General features: G+C 72.1%; 18 protein-coding genes and 1 pseudogene. 15 read left to right on the top strand and 4 right to left on the bottom strand.

The window, feature by feature from the left end; translation table 11 throughout:
- On the bottom strand, window positions 1-622 hold a 622-nt coding region (locus IE329_RS38595), incomplete at its 3' end, for a tetratricopeptide repeat protein (protein ID WP_461782312.1).
- A 161-nt stretch (window positions 623-783) separates the two neighbouring features.
- On the opposite strand from IE329_RS38595, the gene IE329_RS38590 reads away from it, so the two are divergent.
- The 7 genes from IE329_RS38590 to IE329_RS38560 all read left to right on the top strand — a co-directional run bounded on the left by IE329_RS38590 (window position 784) and on the right by IE329_RS38560 (window position 6,670).
- On the top strand, window positions 784-1,704 hold the full coding sequence (locus IE329_RS38590; protein WP_190215745.1) for a hypothetical protein: 921 nt from the start codon (window positions 784-786) through the stop codon (window positions 1,702-1,704).
- 179 nt (window positions 1,705-1,883) lie between these two features.
- Window positions 1,884-2,207: an NUDIX domain-containing protein gene (locus IE329_RS38585; protein ID WP_190215744.1), complete on the top strand. Its 324-nt coding sequence runs from the start codon at window positions 1,884-1,886 to the stop codon at window positions 2,205-2,207.
- A 68-nt stretch (window positions 2,208-2,275) separates the two neighbouring features.
- Window positions 2,276-2,590 (top strand): integration host factor, actinobacterial type, encoded by a 315-nt coding sequence (mihF, locus tag IE329_RS38580; RefSeq protein ID WP_190215749.1) that lies wholly within the window; start codon window positions 2,276-2,278, stop codon window positions 2,588-2,590.
- 237 nt (window positions 2,591-2,827) lie between these two features.
- Window positions 2,828-3,265: an SseB family protein gene (locus tag IE329_RS38575; protein WP_229928127.1), complete on the top strand. Its 438-nt coding sequence runs from the start codon at window positions 2,828-2,830 to the stop codon at window positions 3,263-3,265.
- Window positions 3,265-3,897 carry a hypothetical protein gene (locus IE329_RS38570; RefSeq protein WP_190215743.1) on the top strand — a complete coding sequence of 211 codons (633 nt, stop codon included), beginning with the start codon at window positions 3,265-3,267 and terminating at the stop codon, window positions 3,895-3,897. The genes IE329_RS38575 and IE329_RS38570 overlap by 1 nt, the downstream gene beginning before the upstream one ends.
- Window positions 3,897-6,197, top strand: coding sequence for a putative T7SS-secreted protein (locus tag IE329_RS38565; protein ID WP_190215742.1), 2,301 nt, complete (start codon window positions 3,897-3,899; stop codon window positions 6,195-6,197). Before IE329_RS38570 ends, IE329_RS38565 begins: the two co-directional genes overlap by 1 nt.
- Window positions 6,197-6,670 carry a hypothetical protein gene (locus IE329_RS38560; protein ID WP_190215741.1) on the top strand — a complete coding sequence of 158 codons (474 nt, stop codon included), beginning with the start codon at window positions 6,197-6,199 and terminating at the stop codon, window positions 6,668-6,670. The genes IE329_RS38565 and IE329_RS38560 overlap by 1 nt, the downstream gene beginning before the upstream one ends.
- Before the next feature lie 316 nt (window positions 6,671-6,986).
- On the opposite strand, the gene IE329_RS38555 is transcribed toward IE329_RS38560, so the two are convergent.
- Window positions 6,987-9,503, bottom strand: coding sequence for a hypothetical protein (locus IE329_RS38555; protein WP_190215740.1), 2,517 nt, complete (start codon window positions 9,501-9,503; stop codon window positions 6,987-6,989).
- Between the two features lie 194 nt (window positions 9,504-9,697).
- Between IE329_RS38555 and IE329_RS38550 the strand changes: the two genes are divergently transcribed.
- Together IE329_RS38550 and IE329_RS38545 are read left to right on the top strand one after the other, a co-directional pair.
- On the top strand, window positions 9,698-10,126 hold the full coding sequence (locus IE329_RS38550; protein WP_229928126.1) for a hypothetical protein: 429 nt from the start codon (window positions 9,698-9,700) through the stop codon (window positions 10,124-10,126).
- A gap of 492 nt (window positions 10,127-10,618) precedes the next feature.
- Window positions 10,619-10,813 (top strand): hypothetical protein, encoded by a 195-nt coding sequence (locus IE329_RS38545; RefSeq protein ID WP_190215739.1) that lies wholly within the window; start codon window positions 10,619-10,621, stop codon window positions 10,811-10,813.
- A gap of 46 nt (window positions 10,814-10,859) precedes the next feature.
- On the opposite strand, the gene IE329_RS38540 is transcribed toward IE329_RS38545, so the two are convergent.
- A complete protein-coding gene (locus tag IE329_RS38540; protein WP_190215738.1) occupies window positions 10,860-11,198 on the bottom strand; it encodes a hypothetical protein in 339 nt (112 codons plus the stop codon).
- On the opposite strand from IE329_RS38540, the pseudogene IE329_RS41305 reads away from it, so the two are divergent.
- Window positions 11,163-11,326 (top strand): annotated as a pseudogene (locus tag IE329_RS41305) (IS982 family transposase); the annotation flags it as partial. The gene IE329_RS38540 and the pseudogene IE329_RS41305 overlap by 36 nt on opposite strands.
- A gap of 206 nt (window positions 11,327-11,532) precedes the next feature.
- Here the strand turns inward: IE329_RS41305 and IE329_RS38535 are convergent.
- Window positions 11,533-12,384: a GntR family transcriptional regulator gene (locus IE329_RS38535; RefSeq protein WP_190215737.1), complete on the bottom strand. Its 852-nt coding sequence runs from the start codon at window positions 12,382-12,384 to the stop codon at window positions 11,533-11,535.
- A gap of 239 nt (window positions 12,385-12,623) precedes the next feature.
- Here IE329_RS38535 and IE329_RS38530 point away from each other — a divergent pair, with 239 nt between their 5' ends.
- The 5 genes from IE329_RS38530 to IE329_RS38510 form a co-directional block, all read left to right on the top strand.
- Window positions 12,624-13,916 carry an extracellular solute-binding protein gene (locus tag IE329_RS38530; protein ID WP_229928125.1) on the top strand — a complete coding sequence of 431 codons (1,293 nt, stop codon included), beginning with the start codon at window positions 12,624-12,626 and terminating at the stop codon, window positions 13,914-13,916.
- A gap of 114 nt (window positions 13,917-14,030) precedes the next feature.
- Window positions 14,031-14,945, top strand: a complete 915-nt coding sequence (locus IE329_RS38525) for a carbohydrate ABC transporter permease (RefSeq protein WP_229928124.1) — start codon at window positions 14,031-14,033, stop codon at window positions 14,943-14,945.
- A complete protein-coding gene (locus IE329_RS38520; RefSeq protein WP_190215735.1) occupies window positions 14,942-15,784 on the top strand; it encodes a carbohydrate ABC transporter permease in 843 nt (280 codons plus the stop codon). Before IE329_RS38525 ends, IE329_RS38520 begins: the two co-directional genes overlap by 4 nt.
- A 26-nt stretch (window positions 15,785-15,810) precedes the next feature.
- The gene (locus tag IE329_RS38515) at window positions 15,811-17,328 is read left to right on the top strand and encodes a beta-N-acetylhexosaminidase (RefSeq protein WP_190215734.1); all 1,518 of its coding nucleotides are present in this window, start codon (window positions 15,811-15,813) and stop codon (window positions 17,326-17,328) included.
- A gap of 109 nt (window positions 17,329-17,437) precedes the next feature.
- A partial coding sequence (locus IE329_RS38510; protein ID WP_308438442.1) for a cellulose binding domain-containing protein occupies window positions 17,438-18,207 on the top strand: 770 nt, incomplete at its 3' end.

Below are 18,207 nucleotides of genomic sequence, written 5' to 3'. Positions count from 1 at the left end.
TGCGGAGCAGGGCGATGGCGTCGTCGACGCGGCCCTGGCGCTCGCGGATCGTGGCAAGGAGGCCGATCGCCGTGCCGGGGTCGAGTCCGCGGCAGCACCACGGGAAGTCGGAGCACTGATGGTCGGTCCGGATCCGGGCGGCGAGCAGCGTGGCGGCCTCCTCGTCGCGGCCGGCGTCCTTCGAGACGTCGACCAGGGCCTTCGAGAGGGAGAAGTCGTCGACGTGCGGGCGCAGCAGGGTGAAAGCCTCGTCGCTGCGGTCGTGCCGGGCGAGCAGGCGTGTGTAGAACTCCAGGGCCAGCGGGTGCCCGGCGGCCATGCGGATCCGGGTGATCTCGATCGCCTCCTCGAAGCGTCCCCAGCCCTCCAGGAGTTCGGCGGTGGCCTTGACGGCCGTCCACCAGCCGGTGGCGCGGTAGGGGTCGAGCACTTCAAGCGCCTCGTCCTGCCGGCCCTGCTCGCCGAGCAGCCGCGCCCACTCCCGCGCGCAGAACCACTCCCCTTGGCCTGCCCACCGTTCCACCACCTCGGCGTGGCCACGTTCGAGAAGCCGGGAGGCCAGGCCCGGCGGGATGCAGCCGGACTGCGTCCTGGTCTGGCAGTCAAGATCATTAGCGTCCACGACGACGCACCCTAGCGCCCGCCCCTGACACGCATGCCTACCACCGACGTTGCCGCATCCGCCGGAAACGGAACGGATTGTGCCGTTCCCCGCGGGATCCAGGGGTTCCGACCGTAGATTTGCTGCCAGGAACCCCGATTGACGATCCAACAGGAGCGCTTGTGGCAGGCAAAGAGACGTTCGGCACGGAGAGCGGTGTGGGATCGACGATCGCCCTCCTGGAGGCGCAGCTGCCCGCTGCGCGGGAGCGGCGCAGCCGGTTGGAGGAGGAACTGGCGGCCGCCGTCGCCCGGGAGGGTGCCATCACCAGCGTGCTGGAGGGGCTGCGGGCGCTGTCCGGCACCCCTCTCGACGGCCGTGCCGAGCCGCCGCGCGTCACCACCACGGCCACGGCCCCGGTTGGGGCCGCGGAGGCCGGCGAGGCCGAGGGTGCGGTGGTCGAAGCGGCCGGTCCTGAGGTGACAGCCGCATCGGACGGGCAGGACACCGCGGTGGCCGGCTCCGCGGAGGCATCTCCTGCCCCTGCGGAGAAGCTCGCCCGGAAGACCACCGGCAGGAAGACGGCCACCCGCGCGGCCGCGAGGAAGGCCACCGCCGGAAAGGCAGCGACAGCGACAAGCCCCACGCCCGCGGGCAGCGCACCGCCAGCAGCGAGCGCCACGAAGAAGACCACCGCCCGCAAGGCCGCCGCGAAGGGAGCACCGAAGACGGTCGCGCCGAAGGACACCGAGCCCAAGGCGACGAAGAAGGCGCTGCCCAAGCCCCGGAAGGCCTCACCCTCGAAGGCGGCGACCGCAGCCAGGAAGGTGACGGTCACCGCGGCCTCGACCCCCTCCAAGACGGCCTCGGCGCCCGGTCGGCGGCGCCTGGCCGACGCGGAGGGCGTCCTGGCGGTGCTCGCGCAGGCCTCGAACCCGCTGCGCGCCCGCGAGGTGGTCGGCCTGCTGGGCCTGGACGCCGTCGACGCGAACATCAACGCGATCCGCACCCGGCTGGAGCGTCTCGCCAAGGCCGGGCAGGCGCAGCGCTCCGGGCGCGGCCTGTACACGGTGGCAGCCGGCGGGCTCGGCGCCGCGGGCTGAGGAGCTGGGGCCGTCGGGATCGCTGGGCGGACCGGGTGCGTCCGCAGCTGATCACCAAGGTCCGGCGGTGCCTGGACCGCGACGGAAGGGAGGCTGCTGCCGGGTGAGGGGCGTGCGTCAGCCGGGCGGGGTCGGTGGCCGGTTGCGGGACCGTCGTTAGTGAGGGGAGGAGGCGGGTGATGGCTGCGGGACGGGTCGATGTCGCGTACACGCTGGTGGGTACCGCGGGCGGGGAGCGGGTACTGCTGGTGCGCAACCGGGACACCTGGAGTCTGCCGGGTGGTCGGCGGGAGGACGGCAAGAACCTCGTGGAGGCGGCTGTGCGCGAGACCAAGGAGGAGGCCGGCGTCATCGTGGAGGCCAGCACGGTGGTGGACGTCGGCGGTCGGCGGGGTCCAGGCGCTGTTGGCGGCGGGTGGCGCCGGCTACGGCATCACCCGCAACGCAGCCCACGTCGCGCGGTGGTCCGACCGGGGCCGGGTGGCAGTGGAGAAATTGCGTAAACCCCTGGTGGCAGCTCGTGCGATGGGGTGATGATGATCGCCTCGAACGTAACGACGAAGGGATGCTCGTGGCTCTGCCCCAACTGTCCGCCGAGGTCCGCGCAGCCGCGCTGGACAAAGCGATGGCCGTGCGCCGCGAGCGCGGCGAGATCCTGGGCTCGCTCAAGAGCGGCGCCGTCTCGCTGCCCGATGTCCTGAAGCGCGAGGACACCGTCGTCGGGAAGACCTCGGTGCGCCGTCTGCTGGAGGCCCTGCCGGGCATCGGCAAGGTCCGCGCCGACAAGCTCATGGCCGAGGTCGGGATCTCCGACAGTCGCCGCGTCCAGGGCCTGGGCCCGCGCCAGCGCGAGCGCCTTCTCGAACTCCTGGCGTCCCAGGGGTGATCGACCCCGTGGCAGAGGTCCCCGGCCGGCGGCCGGGGACCTCTTTGCTTCTCCGGCGGGGCGCCGAATCTGGCAGTAACAGCCGACCGGCCCAGCGCCGCAGGCGGGAGGTGCGGCGGCGGGGGACGCGGACAGACTGGCCAGGTCCGTTGCGGGACTGTGCAGGTGGTCCGGTGCCATGCCTCGCCGCATGGGAGCGGCTGGCAGGGCGCGTTGCGGGCAGGCCTTGTGCTGGGGGTGGAGTACGGTTTTCCCTTCGACGGCTATCGGGGGGGTCGGATGTCGAATGCGGGTTTGGTGCATGCGGTTCGGATGGTGCGGGCCGGCGCCGGGGATCCGGGTGTGATGGTGGGCGCGTTCCGGTCGAGCGTGGTGTTCGTGCCGCGGGATGCGGACGGGCGGGTGTGGAGCGGGGACGAGGGCGGGATCCGCTGGCTCTTCGCCTTCAGCAGCGAGGCGGCGATGGCCGCCTTCGCGCGGGCGCGGGGCCACGGCGGCCCGGAGCTGGAGTATCTGACGGTGCGGGGGTCGCGGCTGCTGGACGTGGCCGTTGGTGCGGTCGGCCGGCCGTGCGGTGTGGCACTGGACGTGGCGGGCGCTGAGCCGATGCTGTTCCCGCCGGTGCGGGGGATCGTTGCCGACGCGGTGGCGCTCGACGGGGAGGGGAAGCACTGATGGGTGAGTACCAGGTCGATCCGCAGGCTCTGAAGCTGACGGCGAAGGGCATCAACGACGCGATCGGCGAGCTGAAGGCGGTCGGGTTCGCGGAGGGGGCGGGGTCGGGGCGGGGCTTCACCGGCCTGGAGCTGAGCGGGATGGAGATCAGCACCCCGGACTGCAAGGACGCCCTCGACGAGTTCTGCGAGCGCTGGCAGTGGATGGTGCGGGCCCTGGTCCAGCAGGGCAACGAGATCGCGCAGAAGCTGGATCTGTCCGCGGGCATCTACCAGGACCAGGAGAACTACGTCTCCGGCGCGCTCAAGGACGTGGTCAGCGCTGCGATGGGCAACCCGGACCTGACGCAGGAGCAGGTCGAGGGCCGCTCCTGGGGCCAGACGTTCGCGGACAACCAGTACACCCAGGTCCGGGACGCCGACTACTCCGCGAAGTCGTTCCAGGAGGCGGCGGTCCACTCCGAGGCGACGTGGAAGGGCGTGGAGGCCGACGTTCTCACGTCGAGCCCGATGCTCAACCAGCTCGGTGACGAGGAACGGAACAAGGAACTGGCCGCGAAGGCGAAGGCGCGCGCGGACGCCCTCAACCAGCAGTTCACCGCCTACACCGAGGCGAAGGCGGGCGGCCACTGATGGGTCTGCTGGACAGTGCCAAGAGCCTCGCCGGCAGCGTCGTCGACATGCACGCCCACGCCGCGGGCGACGCGCTGGACTTCGTCGGCCTGCACGACGCCGCGCACAGCGTCGACAAGTGGGGTGACGAGGTCGCCGACGACCTGGGCGCGGGTGTGGGCGAGCTGAACCTCGGCGAGAGCGAGGACCCGAAGGATCTCCTGCACGGGGACGCGAAGGCGATCGCCGAGCGGGTCCAGCACCTGATGAAGTTCGCCGCCGCGTTCGAGGCGGTCGCCACCGGCCTGGCCCGCATGGACTCCGACCACTGGAAGGGCAAGGCCGCCGACGCGTTCCGCAGCAAGTTCTCCGGCCAGCCGACCGCGTGGCGGGTGATGGCGGACGCCTGCGAGGCGGCGGCCAAGGGCCTCGCGCCGTTGGCCGGCACCGTCACCTGGGCGCAGGGGCAGGCCAAGCAGGCGATCGACCTGTACCGGAAGTCCGAGCAGGCGACCCGGGAGGCCCAGGACTCCTACAACCGCCAGGCGGACGACTACAACCGCGCTCTGAAGGCCTACCAGAGTGCCGGGGACGCGAGCGCCACGGCGCCGGCCCGGCCGGCGCAGTTCCACGATCCGGGCGCTGCGCTGCGCAGGCAGGCCGCGGAGCTGCTGACGGCCGCCCGCCGGCAGCGGGTGAGCGCCGCCGGCGCCGCGGCGCAGGCGCTGCGGGCCGCGACCGCCAACGCTCCGAAGGAGCCGGGGGTGATGGACCGCATCGGTATGGCCCTGCAGGACGCCCCGGCGGTTCTCGCGGTGGGGGCGCTGCACTTCGAGGGCGGGGTGGTGAAGGGCGCCGCGGACATGCTGAAGTTCGCACGCGGGGTGAACCCCTTCGACGTGTACAACATCACGCACCCCGCGCTGTACCTGGACCACCTGAACTCGGTGGCCGGTGGCCTGGCGCACACCGCCAACCACCCCACCGAGCTGGTCACGGCGCTGGTCGGCTCCGGCTGGGGCTCGGATCCCTCCGAGGCCGGCGGCAAGGCGTTCTTCAACCTGATCTCCGGCGTGGCGACCGGCGGCGGCAGCGAGGCCGCCGTGGTCGCGGAGCGCCTGGGCATCGACGCGGCCGAGAGCGCAGCGCGGCGCGCCGCCGTGGAGGCGGCGGAGAACGCCGCCAAGCGCGCCGCGGTCGAGACCGGGGAGAGCGCCGGGCAGAAGGCCGCGACCGGCCTCGCCGAACACCCGCACCCCACGCCCACACCGTCGAACCCGGCCGGCCTGCCCGACGGCTGGACCATCAAGCCCTCCGGGCCCAAGGCCGTCGCGGAGCCGGTCCACCCGCCGACTGCCCCCACCGGCCCTTCGAACTTCCACCCCCTTGACCATGGGAAGGTCGGCGTCCCCTCCGTCCCGCACGGTGAAGCACCCGCTGTTCCGGCGCAGGCACACGGCCCCGGCCCGGAGACGCCCTCCGGACACGGCCACGCTCCCGAGGAGGCCGGCGCCGGTCACGGAGTCGGGGAACAGCCGGCCCCGGTGGGCCACGACGCACCGCCCGTGCACGAGGGCGGCGCCGACACCGGCGGCGGAGCCGGGAACGATCCGGCCGGTGACCACACGCCGGCGCAGCACGCACCGGACGAGGGAGCCGGCCATTCCCCCGGCCCCGACGGGCCTACGGTGGCGGAGAACTGGGGCGGCCTGCCGCCCGAGCAGCGGATGCAGGTGGCCGAGGGTGAGATCTCGGACGGGGCGCGTACGTTCGGCAACAACCGCGAGGCCTACCAGTACGGCTCCGAGCAGTGGAACGGCACGGCCGACGCGCTGTCCGCGGAGGAGAAGGCGGCGGTCAAGGACTACACCTTCGAGAACGCGAAGGAGGGCCCGAACTACAAGGAGATCAACGACGCACTGCGCGAGGGCGGCCCGCTCTCCCCCGAGGTGGCGCAGCACGTCGATGCGATCGACAGGGCGCTCGCCGCGCATCCGTTGCAGGAGGACGTCATGGTGGCCCGCGCGACCGACCTCGGCCACATCAAGATGGACGTCGCAGACATGCCCGGAAGGGTGTTCGACGAGAAGTCGTTCTCGTCCGCTTCGCTCGGCGCTCCGGCGGAGGCGTTCGCTGACGCCAAGGACGCGATCCTGCACCTTCGGGTGCCGGAGGGGACGCCGGCACTGTGGGTGGAGAAGGTCGGTGCTTGGGGAGCAGGTGAGCGTGAGATCCTACTGGGCCGCAATCTGCAGTGGCGGGCGACACGGGTCGTCGAGGACGAGGCCGGCAAGTGGCATGTCTACGGTGAGGTGCTGTGATGGGTGACGAGCTGAGTGACGAGGAACGCCGCAGGGCCGAGTACCGCTGGGCCAGCCCGCGGCTCAACGAGGACATGCAGATGAGCGTCGTACCGGGCGGGCCCGTCAACTACACCTACCGAACGGAGAAGGCCGTCGAGTACGTGACGGTGGCCAACGACGACGGGCTGGTTCTCGGCTACCTGTGGGCCTGTGATGCGGACGACGCAGCCGGTTGGCAGGCGCGGCCGGCTGCCAGGCCCGACGCCTCCAACGCGGGCGTGGACTGGACGCTGCGGCTGCGGGACTACAAGGCCCGGGACCTCCCCCCCTCGCAGGCGCTGGCCGAACTGGCCGAGCACCCCGTCGGCGGGCTCTCGGGCCGGGTGGTACCGGGCTCGCGGGCCCGCGCGAGCGGTCTCGTCGAGCTGAGGGAACTCGCCGGCGACCGGCCGCCTCCGCCCCCGAGGCCGGTCGTGCGCGGGGGCTACTGACCGCGGGCGGGAACTGCCGACGGGCGCGCGGTCAGCCGTTCCGGCTTCTGGTACTGGGGGGAGCGCGCATCTCCGACTGTCGCCCGTCCCTCGGGGTGCGCACCCTGCCCTGCCAGGCCCCGCCCGCCGACGCGGCCGCGCCCGCTCCGACGGTCACCACCTGAGAGCGGTACGGCGGTTCGGGCGCGCTGTGATCGAATGCCGCCATGGTCGACACGGGGCCCAGAGGATCGGACCGGTCTGGCGGCAGTGGTCGGTCCACGGCCGAACTGCTTCGGGACACGGGCTGCAGTGCGCAGTCTCCCGTTACGCATCGTCAGTGACCTGGCGTGGTCATCGCTCCTGCCAGGTCGTCGACGGGAAAAGTCACCGACGCGGTGCCCGCCGTGAGCCGCAGGTCGTGTCCGGCGGCCGCGGCCGCCAGCGCCCGGCCGGTCATCACCGTCGTTCCCGCCCAGTGCCGGGGCACCAGTGCCGGGCCGGTGCAGGCGTCCACCGCGTCCCTGCCGTTGGCACCGGGCGAGGTGAACAACTGGCCGGGGCCGGCACCGGTGCACACGTGCAGGTCCGAGTCCAGAAGAGCGGTCAGCAGACTCCTCGGGCTGCCGTTCCCGGCCATGAGCTGCTGGAGGGCCGCCTCGGCCGGGTCTGGTGATGCGAGGTCGGACTCGTCGCCCTGCGGGTCATGTGCGGGGTTCGCAATGAACCGAGCGGGCACGCCCTGGTGGTCGATCTGCCACCAGCCGACGATCGCCTGGGGCGAGCGGGCGCCGTCCGGGCCTGCGGCGGGGTCGAAGTGGCACAGCCACCGGCCGGGCCTGCGCCGTGCCTCCGCCCGGACCGCGTCGGGCAGCCGGGGCCCGGCTGCGACGGTCGTGAGCGGCGGCTCGACGGGCGGCGGCTCGGGCGCGAAGTAGAAGCCCGGCACGGAGGAACGGTCCCGGGTGTCCGACGCATGCGGGTCGATCCACAGGGACACCACGCCGTCCGCCAGCGCCACGACGATCCGCCCCGAGTCGTCGACGTGGACGGACCGGACCGGCGAGCCCAGCCGGACGTCGACGACATCACCCGGCCGGTCGAGCCGGTGGGCCCGCACCAGGCCGTCCGCCCAGCCGGTCACCACCAGCACACCCTCGGGCGACTCACCGACGCCCGCGGCGACCACCTGGCACCCGCGCCGGTCGACCGGGTCCGCGAGCGGCACGGAGCCCGGCCCCCACAGCCGCACGCAACCGTCCACGCCGCCGCTGACCACCAACGGCCGACCGGTCGCGGAGAGCGGCAAGGCGTCGAGGGCCGTGACGGCGCCGGTGTGCAGCTGCTGCGCGGTCGGATCGGAGGGCCAGTGCACCCGGCCGGCGCCGTCACCCGCCACGCCGTCGGAGCCGAGCACGGTCAGGGTGCTGCCGGTGACGGCGGAGGGGTGCGGAAGAGCGGGCGGGACGCTCCCTGCCAGCAGCAGCGGCTGGCCCTGCGCGTCCAGGGCAACGACCGAGCCGTCCGCCAGCGCGGCAATCGACCGTGTTCCGGGAGGGACCGGGTTCGCCGGGACGTCGGTGAACTCGCCGGTCTCCAGGTGCGCGGCCCGAAGCCCGCTCGCGTCCGCGAGCAGCAGGTACCCGGCGTGCGCGCCCCGGGTGAGGGCCGCGGCAACGAGCGAAGGGGCCGTGGGCGCAAGCCAGGACGCCCACTGCGCGCGCCACGTCCCGGGCCCGTCGGCTGCGGCGGCCGCGTCCGGGTCGTGGCTGAGCAGGCGTGTCCGCAGCACGGCTGCGCGCACTGTGGCGTCCGGGGTGTCGATCAACGCGGGTCCGGCGGCGCGCCAGGCGGCGGCATGTCGGCTGTCGGGGTGGGCGGCGAAGGCGGCGGTGACAGCCGCCGGGTCGGCGTGGACGAGGAAGTGCGGGTCCGTCAGCAGGGTGGCGGCGCTGTCGGCCTGCACGGCGTGGTGCAGGAGCAGTCCGAGGAGTTCCGGGTCGGCGGCCGGGAGATCAGGGGTGCCCGCGGGTGTGCGGGGCACGGCGGCGGCCAGGGCCCGCATCGCGGCGGCGTGGTCGAACTGCGGGGCGCCGGCGGCGGTGACGGCCTCGCGCAGCGGACTTTTGGGCAGCCACCAGGTGTCCTCGGTGGCGCTGTGGGCCGGCAGCAGGCGGGCCGCCCGGTCGACATCGGCGGGCGCGGCCAGCGCGGACCACTGCGTGCGGGTGAGCGGGCGGGGCGCTGCGGCGAGGGCGCGCAGTGCGGGCCGCAGGTCCTCCGGCAGTGCTGCCCACCAGGTGGCCGCCACTCCCCCGCCCGCGTCCGCCTGGGCGGGGGTGCGTGCGGCGAGCCGTGCGAGGTAGGGGTTGGGGAACACGGTGTCCGCGTCAAGGGCGGAGTGCGGGGCGAGGGTGCGGTACCAGCGGGTGAAGGCGGCAAGGTCCGTCCACTGCGGCTGGTCGAGATCGAGCAATGCCGGCGCGGGGACGTCGGCCAGGGCGGCCGGCCCCGTGGTGGGGTCCGCGAGCTCCGCCACGATCCGAACGTGGGACAGGGCGAGCAGCCGGGCCAGAAGGTCGGTGATCCGGTCGGGCTCGCAGGCGAGGTTCAGGTCCCAGAGCAGCAGCAGGCAGGGCCTGTCGTCCGAGCGCAGATCCGCCACCAGATCCGTGGGAGTGGTCGAAGCCAGGCCCAGGCGGCGGGCGAGCAGCCAGCTGGCGCTCTCCCCCGTCAGACCGGCGGCGGACAGGGCCGCGACCCGGCGCCCGCCGCCCGGGCCGTCCGGCGCGCTGCACGCCGTCGCAAGCCAGCTGACCAGATGCGACTTCCCGCTGCCCGAACCACCGGACACCCGGCACCACCGCGGAGCCCGGTCGTCGGCCAGCCAACCGAGCAACGCACGTCCGGCCGGCCACCTCCCGGCCCGCAGCGGCGGCAACCAACCATCGACACTCTTCACCCGAACCCCCGTCACAACCGCTGCCAGTCTAGTGCGGGCTGAGCCCCCGACGCCGCCTGCCCGTACCGTCCCTCTACGCTGGCCACGTGCGCTACCTGACCGGCTCCTTCGCCCTCGGCGCCCTGCGGCGGGGCCGCACCATCGAGCAGTTCCTCGGCGCGGCGGGCCGCCCGGACAGGCCCGGTATTCGCTGGGTCGAGGTCAGGCCGTCGGCTTCGGGCTACCTCATCGTGCTCCACACCGCCGAAGACGTTGGCGGGGAGCACTTCCACGACCTCGTCGAGTTCCCGGCACTCGACTCCGACAGCGAGGAGGAGGACTTCGGCCAGGAGATCGCCACGGCCCAGGACGAGTCGGCCGCCATGGCGATCGCCGAGGCCAGCACCGGCGCCGCCCCTGGCCGGTGGGTGAACGCCGGCATCGCCCAGGACGACTACCTCGACTTCGTACGTGCCGGGCGCCCACCACACCCGCCGGCCACCGAACCGCACCAGGCTCCCTCCGACAGATCCTGACAGGCCAACCCGCACGGGCCCGGACCTCCCCGGGCAGTCGTCGCTGCTCCGCTGCGCGGCAGGCGTGTGTCCGACCCGACAAGGCCAGTGGGCCCGGCGCGGTGGCTTCCCCTGACGGAGCCTCCTGGATCGGGATCGGCGCCCTGATGGAGGGTCCCAGTACGCTGGGGCGGTGCTGCTCCCCACCGTCCCCCGGACCTGCCTGCGGGCCGCCGACCGGCCGGCCATCGACACGCCCTTCGGCCCTCTGACGTTCAGTACGACCATCGGGGACACCGGCCTTCCTCCAGCAGCGTCTCCAAGCGCACCGCCCTCCTCGTCGCCGGGGAGAAGGCCGGCTCCAAGCGCACCAAGGCCGAAGAGCTCAGAGCCCAGATCCTTACCTCGGAGGAGTTCGCCGCGCTGGTCACCGACTACCTTCACCGCTGATCAGTCGGGACGGCCACGGGCCGCCCCGCGGACGACGGTGTCGACTTCCACGACCTTCACCCGGTGAGCGCCCTCCCTTTTCGGGCGCGGCTGGCCGCCGAGGCCGCCGCCCTGGTGCGTACCGCCCTGACCGACGAACAGTGCAAGCAGCTCCAGGACGGGCTGGAGCAGTCCATGGCCGATCCGTGGTCCTGGCCGGCGAGCGACAGCGACGACAGCATCCGGCAGATCGTCCTGCCCGACCTGATCGCCCACTAAGTGATCCTGCCTGACCCGCTCGTGCCTCAACTGTGGGTGATCACCCTCACCGTGCTGTAGTCCCGCGCAGAGCCGGCCGTCCGCTCCGCTGCGGCTCGCTCTGGCTTCCGCCCTGCCGGATCAGGGCGAACTCGTCCGGCCAGCGGGTCTCCCACGCGTTGATCACCGCCTCGTCGGTGTGCCGGAACAGGAGCTCCACCTCCCCGGGCCGGCCGTCGGCCGCCACCAGCTGCAGGCGGCACCTGGAAGCGTCGCTCTCGCGGCACTCATGCCCGCTCACCAGCAGCGGCAGGCCAGCTGCTGGATCCGCGAGCAGTGAAGCCAGCCGGTCGTGGTCGGGCCGGTGGCCGGGGCCCTCAAAGGGCAGCTCGACCTGGAACAACACGGCGGACGGACCTTCGAGGGCGTTGCGGTCCGGGTCGCCCAGCGTGTGCTCGCGCTGCCGCCGCTTTCTGGCACAACAACAAGATCGGCGCGCCAGTCACCCGCTCCCTGATCGCATTCGATCACTGATCACATCGGACACACTCGTCTAGGTGTCGGAGGGAAGACGCAGCTGTTCGCGGGGCGAGGCGGTCAGGCGTTGGTCGGCCCCCGGTGGCGTCTCTCGGCCGGCCGCACATCCAGGCGCGGGCGATGGAAGGCCGCCGATGCCTTCGGCCACCCCTGAAAAGATGTTGATCATCATGCCGGAGGGGTCGTGATGGTCGGAAGAAGGCTCACAGGAGTCGTTGGACGTCCTCCCGGGTGGAGGTCCGGCCGGTACCGCGGGCGGTCAGGCCACCCGACGGGATACCGGAGCGGTGCCGAGGGGTGTCCGCGGGGTCGAAGGGTGGGTCGGGCTCGGCGAGGGACATCCGGGAGAGGATCCGGTAACGGTCGCCGCGATAGACGGAGTGCACGTACTCAACGGGTCGGCCGGTGCGATCGGTGGTCAGCCGCTCGAAGCGCAGGGCGGGCGAGAGCACCGGCACGCCGAGCAGCTTCGCCTCCCGCTCGCTCACCACGGTCGGCTCGATGGCCTGGACCGCCTCATGCACCTCGACGCCGTGCGCGGTGCCGAGCAGTTGGTAGAAGTCGCCGCTCTCCATGTCCGCGGGGGCCAGACCCGGAACGAGCTCGGCGGGGACGTGCAAGTGCTCGATGGCCATGGGCTCGCCGTCGACCAGGCGCAGCCGGGCGATGTAGAGGATGTCGGCGGCCGGGGTGAGGTGCAGTTTGCGGCCGATGCCGGCGCCGGCCGGGAGCGTGGTGAACTCCAGGACGCGGCCGGCCCAGGTGCTGGAGGCCTTCGGAAGGTTGAAGCCCGGCCCGGGACCGGCCGGTGCGAGTTCCTGGGTGATCTTGGCGGGGGCGACGAACATGCCGCGGCCGTGCTCGCGGACCAGGAGTCTGGCTGCCACGAGTTCATCGACGGCGGCCCGCAGGGTGGGGCGGGAGACGCCGAGCCTCTCGCAGAGCGTCCGCTCGGACGGGATGGCGTCGCCGGGCACGCCTGCCTCCACCAGTTCCCGAAGGCACTCGCGGACCCTCGCCCGCTTCGCTCCCGCCTGGGGCGTCCCCTCGACCATCACTGCGCCCTTCCACTCAACCTGACCAGACCAGCTCCTAGAGCTTACCAGTTGGACCACGCCCCGCAGTGGGCCGTCGAGTACCCTCAGTCCGCCATATATGCGCTGGTCACGAGAAGGAGACGGGGCCGACAGAGGTCTTGACCACTCTCCCCCGGCTATGCCACCTTCTCCTCACGGCTTACCAGATGCCCAACTGGCAAGCTAACCAGTCCTCCCCCCAGCAAGGTGGCACTACCGTGAGAACCCCCGCGCGTCCGCGCCTGCTCCCCATCGCCGCTGCACTGGCCCTCGCCCTGACCGGCGCGGCGCTGGCCGGCTGTTCCTCCACCTCGTCGGGCTCGTCCGGCCAGGCGGCCGACAAGCCCGCCAAGCTGACAGTGTGGATCATGAAGGACAGCCTCACCGACGGCTACCTGCAGCGTTTCAAGGCCGACTACGAGGCCGGCCACCCGGGCACCACGCTGGACATCCAGATCCAGGAGTGGGACGGCATCGGCCAGAAGGTGACCAGCGCGCTGGCCAGCAAGGACGCCCCGGACGTCATCGAGGTCGGCAACACCCAGGTCGCACAGTACGCGGCCAGCGGCGGCGTGCACGACCTCAGCGACAAGACCGCCGAACTCAACGGCAAGGACTGGATCCCCGGCCTCGCCGAGCCCGGGAAGATCGACGGCAAGCAGTACGGCATCCCGTGGTACGCCGCCAACCGCGTGGTGATCTACAACAAGGACCTGTTCGCGCAGGCCGGCATCACCGCTCCGCCGAAGACCCGCGACGAGTGGATCGCCGACACCCAGAAGCTCAACTCGGGCGGCAACGACGGCATCTACCTGGCCGGCCAGACCTGGTACGCGCTCGCCGGGTTCGTCTGGGACGAGGGCGGCGACCTCGCGGTCAAGGGCTCCGACGGCAAGTGGAAGGGTGCGCTGGACACCCCCCAGGCCCAGGCGGGCATCGGCTTCTACAAGCAGCTGCAGGCGCTCGGCAAGGGCCCGAAGGACGCGGACGAGGCCAAGCCGCCGCAGGCCGAGGTGTTCGCCCAGGGCCACACCGCGCAGCTGATCTCCACCCCCGGCGGGGCCAACGCGATCATCAAGGCCAACCCTGCGCTCAAGGACAAGCTCGGCTTCTTCCCGATCCCCGGCAAGAGTGCCGACAAGCCCGGCGCGGTCTTCACCGGCGGCTCCGACCTGGTGATCCCCGAATCCTCCAAGCACCAGGCCGCAGCCTACGAGGTGGTCAAGGCGCTGACCGGCGACAAGTGGCAGACCGAGATGGCCAAGGAGATGAGCTACGTCCCCAACCGGACCTCGCTCGCGAGCGCGCTGGCCGGCAACGACGGCGCCGTGGCGATGGCGGCCGGCGCGGTCAACGGCCACGCCACCCCCAACTCGCCGAACTGGGCCGCCGTCGAGGCGAACAACCCGATCAAGCAGTACATGACCCAGGTGCTCACCGGCACCGACCCGGCCACGGCCGGCAAGACCACCTCCGACGCCATCACCAAGGCCCTCAACAGCACGTCCTGACAGGACACATGGCCCACGAGACAACCGGTGCCGCCCCGGCCACGGCCGGCACGACCGCCATCGGGGTCACGATCAACGGCATCAACAGCACGCCCTGACAGGAGAGTCACCGCCGTGTCCACCGCTCCTCCCCCTGCCCGTACCAGGGTCTGGCCGTATCTGCTGGTCGCCCCGACCGTGGTGGGCGCGGCGTATCTCCTGGTCTACCCGCTGCTGCGGAACCTGCTGATCTCCATCCAGCACTTCCGGATGGCCGAACTCATCCACGGCGGCGCCCCGTTCGTCGGCCTCGACAACTACACCGCGCTGCTCGGCGACCCGGAGTTCTGGACCGTGGTCCGCCGCACCCTGGCCTGGACCGCCGTGAACACCGCGCTGATCACCGGCCTCGGCACCCTGATCGCCCTGATGCTGGTCAGGCTCGGCCGGCGCATGCGCCTCGCCGTGATGAGCGCCCTGGTCCTCACCTGGGCCACCCCCGTGATCGCCGCCACCACCATCTTCCAGTGGCTCTTCCAGTCCCGTTTCGGAGTGGTCAACTGGACACTTGACCAGTTGGGGCTGCACCAGTTCCACGACTACGCCTGGTTCGCCCACGACGGTTCCACGTTCGTCATCCTGGTGACACTGATCGTCTGGCAGTCCGTCCCGTTCGCCGCCCTCACCCTCTACGGCGGCCTGACCACCATCCCCGGCGAACTCTACGAGTCCGCCCGCCTCGACGGCGCCGGTCCCTGGCAGACCTTCCGCCTGGTCACCTTCCCGATGCTTCGCCCGTTGTTCGCCCTGGTCACCTCGCTGGAGGTGATCTGGACCTTCAAGTGCTTCGCACAGATCTGGGTGGTCAGCCAGGGCGGCCCGAACGGCGCCACCACCACCCTGCCCGTCTACGCCTTCCAGATCGCGCAGTCCCTGCACAAGTACGACCTCGGCTCGGCCGCCTCCATGCTGACCGTGCTGATCCTGATCGCCGCGCTGGTCACCACCCTGCGCCGGATGTACCGCCAGGAAGGCGAAGAGACCCCGTGACCGCCACCGCCCTGCGCAGGCTGCGCCGCGCCCCGCTGAACCTCGCCGCGCTCGCCGTCCTCGTCACCTCGGCCTTCCCGGTCTACTGGATGGTGATCACCGCCTTCAAGCCGACCACCGAGATCCAGTCCGACACCCCGACCTTCCTCCCGCTGCACCCCACCCTCGACCACTTCGCCACCGCGGTCTCCGCCCCCGGATTCGGCACCTACTGGCGCAACAGCCTGTACGTCACCCTCGGCGCAGTCCTCCTCGCCCTGGCCGTCGCCCTGCTCGCCGCCTTCGCCGTCGGCCGCATGCGCTGGCACGGCCGGCGGGCCTTCATCCTGCTGGTGTTCATCGCCCAGATGGCCCCGTGGGAGGCACTGCTGATCCCGATGTACGTGATCGCCCGCGACACCGACATGCTCGACAGCCTCAGCATGCTCACCCTGGTCTACTTCATGACCACCCTGCCCTTCACCATCGTCACCCTGCGCGGATTCCTCGCCGCCGTCCCCGCCGAGCTGGAGGAAGCCGCCCTGGTCGACGGCTGCACCCGGCCGCAGGCCTTCCGCCGGATCACCTTCCCGCTGCTCGCCCCGGGCCTGCTCTCCACCTCGCTCTTCGGCTTCATCACCGCCTGGAACGAGTTCGCCTTCGCCAACACCCTGATCATCAAGAACCAGGACGCCCGGACCCTCCCGGTCTGGCTCTCCTCCTTCGCCAACGTCTTCGGCACCGACTGGGGCGCCACCATGGCCGCCGCGAGCCTGTTCATGCTCCCCGTCCTGATCGTCTTCCTGTTCCTGCAGAACAAGGTCACCACCGGCATGACCGCCGGCGCCGTCAAGGGCTGAATCCGCCCCTCTCTGGAAAGAACACCATGATTCTGCCGACCCCGGTCGAGGTCACCCCCACTGCCGGACGCTTCGTGCTCACCGAGCGCACGGCCGTCCACGCCCCCGGTGAGGCCGCGCCCGTCGCCGACCTGCTGCGTACGCTGCTCACCCCCGCCACCGGGCTCCCGCTGTCCGGCTCGCCCGACGGCACCGTGGTCCTCGCCCTCGACCCCGCAGTCGAAGGCGCCGAGGGCTACCGGCTGAGCGTCACCCCCGAACGGGTCCTGCTCACCGCCGCCCGGCCGGCCGGACTGCGGCACGCGGTGCAGAGCCTGCGCCAACTCCTGCCGCCCGAGGCCCTGCTGGACCACCGCGTCGAGGGCGTCGAATGGGTGCTGCCAGGCGTGGAGATCGCCGACCGCCCCCGACACCCCTGGCGCGGCGTCATGGTCGACGTCGCCCGCCACTTCCAGCCGCTCGACCTCCTGCTGCGCACCGTCGACCGGCTCGCCCTGCACAAGCTCAACGTCCTGCATCTGCACCTCACCGACGACCAGGGCTGGCGGATGCCGGTCGACGCCTACCCCCTGCTCACCGAGATCGGCTCGGTCCGGGCCCGCTCGATGCTCGGCCAGGCCGGCTCCGACCGTTTCGACGACCGCCCGCACAGTGGCGCCTACACCAAGGCCGAACTGCGACACCTGGTGGCCTACGCGACTGAGCGGGGCGTGCGGGTGATGCCGGAGATCGAGATGCCCGGCCACGTCCGAGCCGCGCTCGCCGCCTACCCGCACCTCGGCAACCGGCCCGAGCGGCAGCTCGACGTGTGGACCGAGTGGGGCGTCTGCGAGAACATCCTCGCCGTCCACGACGAGGCACTGGACTTCTGCCGCACCGTCCTCGACGAGGTCATGGATGTCTTCCCGTCCCGCTACATCCACCTCGGCGGCGACGAATGCCCCACCACCGAGTGGGAGACCAGTCCCGCCGCCATCGCCCGCGCCGCCGAACTGGGCCTGGCCACCCCGGCCCACCTGCACGGCTGGTTCCTCGGCCAGGTCGGCGCCCACCTGATGGCCAACGGCCGCCGCCCGGTCTGCTGGGCCGAGTACCAGGGTGGCGGCGCGCTGCCGGTGGAGTTCACCGTGATGCCCTGGCGCGACGCCGACCACGGCCTGGACGCCGCCCGGTACGGCCACGACATCGTGATGGCGCCGCACCTCTCCACCTATCTCGACTACCCGCAGTCCGACGCCTCCGACGAGCCGCTCGGCCAGGCCAAGTTCGTCGTCGACCTGCCCACCGCCCACGCCAACGAGCCCGCCCCCGACCACTGGGGCAAGGCCGAGCAGTCCAAGGTGCTCGGTACCCAGGCCCAGCTGTGGACCGAGTTCGTCACCACCGCCGAGCACTTCGACTACCTCGTCTACCCGCGCCTGTGCGCCATCGCCGACCGCGCGTGGAACCCGGCCAGCGACTACACCCGCGACTTCCTGCCCGCCCTCACCCGCCACCGCCCACGGCTGGCCGCCCTCGGCGTCCACCACGCGCACCGGCCCTGAGACCAGGTGCCGACGGCGTCAGCCGACGACACCTTGCACCACCCCGCACCACCGGTCCCCGGCCCGTCGGCTCCGGCCGACGACGCCACCCCCACGGAAAGGGATTCACGTGTCCGCACGATCTCGCTCCAACTCCCGGCTCGGATCCGCCGTCGCGCTCGCCGCGGCAGCCGGTCTCGCCGCCGCGGTCCTGACGGTCGCGCCGGCGTCCGCCGCGACCGACGCGCTCAGCGTCCAGTACCGCACCAGTGCCACCGGCGCCACCGCCGACCAGTCCGAGCCCTGGCTGCAGGTCACCAACACCGGCACCACCACCGTGCCACTGAGCACCGTCACCCTGCGGTACTACTTCAAGTCCGACAACCCGTCGGCGACCTACCGCTTCGCCTGCTCCTGGGCGGTCAAGGGCTGCGGCAACATCACCGGCACCTTCGGCACCCTGGCCAACCCCACGGCCACCGCCGACCGTTACCTGGAGATCGGCTTCACCGCCGGCGCCGGCTCGCTGACCCCCGGCCAGTCCACCGGCGACATACAGCTGCGCTTCTACCGCGCCGACTGGCAGACCCTCACCCAGTCCGACGACTACTCCTTCAGCGGCACCCAGACCTCCTACGCCAACTCTTCCAAGATCACCGCGCAGGAGAACGGCACACTGATCTGGGGCACCGCCCCGGCCGGCAACAACCCGTCGCCGTCGCCGTCCCCGACCGGCTCCACCTCCTCCCCGTCCCCCTCGCCGACCGGCTCGACCTCCACCCCGCCGGTCGACCCGAACGCCCCCGCGCTGTTCGACGACTTCAACTACACCACCAGCGCCGACGCGGCCGTCCAGCAGCACGGCTGGACGGTCAAGTCCGGCCAGGGCGGCCCCGGTGT

The organism is Kitasatospora indigofera (genome assembly GCF_014655955.1).
Taxonomy (GTDB): Bacteria; Actinomycetota; Actinomycetes; order Streptomycetales; family Streptomycetaceae; genus Kitasatospora; species Kitasatospora indigofera.
Note: the sequence above shows the minus strand (reverse complement) of the source record. Positions and strands in the feature narration are given on the sequence as shown.

Coding starts and splice junctions, on each gene's coding strand:
- IE329_RS38585 (WP_190215744.1), top strand. CDS start 1,884: ATGGCTGCGGGACGGGTCGATGTCGCGTACACGCTGGTGGGTACCGCG.
- IE329_RS38570 (WP_190215743.1), top strand. CDS start 3,265: ATGGGTGAGTACCAGGTCGATCCGCAGGCTCTGAAGCTGACGGCGAAG.
- IE329_RS38565 (WP_190215742.1), top strand. CDS start 3,897: ATGGGTCTGCTGGACAGTGCCAAGAGCCTCGCCGGCAGCGTCGTCGAC.
- IE329_RS38560 (WP_190215741.1), top strand. CDS start 6,197: ATGGGTGACGAGCTGAGTGACGAGGAACGCCGCAGGGCCGAGTACCGC.
- IE329_RS38535 (WP_190215737.1), bottom strand. CDS start 12,384: ATGGTCGAGGGGACGCCCCAGGCGGGAGCGAAGCGGGCGAGGGTCCGC.
- IE329_RS38515 (WP_190215734.1), top strand. CDS start 15,811: ATGATTCTGCCGACCCCGGTCGAGGTCACCCCCACTGCCGGACGCTTC.